Source organism: Halomonas borealis (assembly GCF_004798905.1).
GTDB classification, from domain to species: Bacteria; Pseudomonadota; Gammaproteobacteria; order Pseudomonadales; family Halomonadaceae; genus Halomonas; species Halomonas borealis.
The window spans coordinates 1-244 of record NZ_SDMO01000120.1; the positions used below are offsets into that span (position 1 = coordinate 1).

At 34.4% G+C, this 244-nt stretch carries 1 protein-coding gene; it reads left to right on the top strand.

From position 1 onward, the window contains the following. Positions 1–13 precede the first annotated feature (13 nt). A partial coding sequence (locus tag ETC07_RS16380; RefSeq protein ID WP_205742584.1) for a hypothetical protein occupies positions 14–244 on the top strand: 231 nt, incomplete at its 3' end.

Genomic DNA, 244 nt, shown 5'->3' on the forward strand with positions numbered 1-244 from the left:
TTCGTCCTTTAAAATGGATGAACTTCAGGAGTTTCAAACACAAAGCTGGATAAACGCTATGAAAAATAAAAATTATGTGTTAGAACCCAGTGATTTATGGACAAGTGATTTATGGTTTGATAAAACTATAACTAGATCCCCCAAAAAGACAAAATGGAAAATCTACAATCATGGAGAGGCAAAGGGAGTGATCACTGGTGGAAATATTCAAACTTATAACCTCCAAGCTGGGACAAATTTTCTA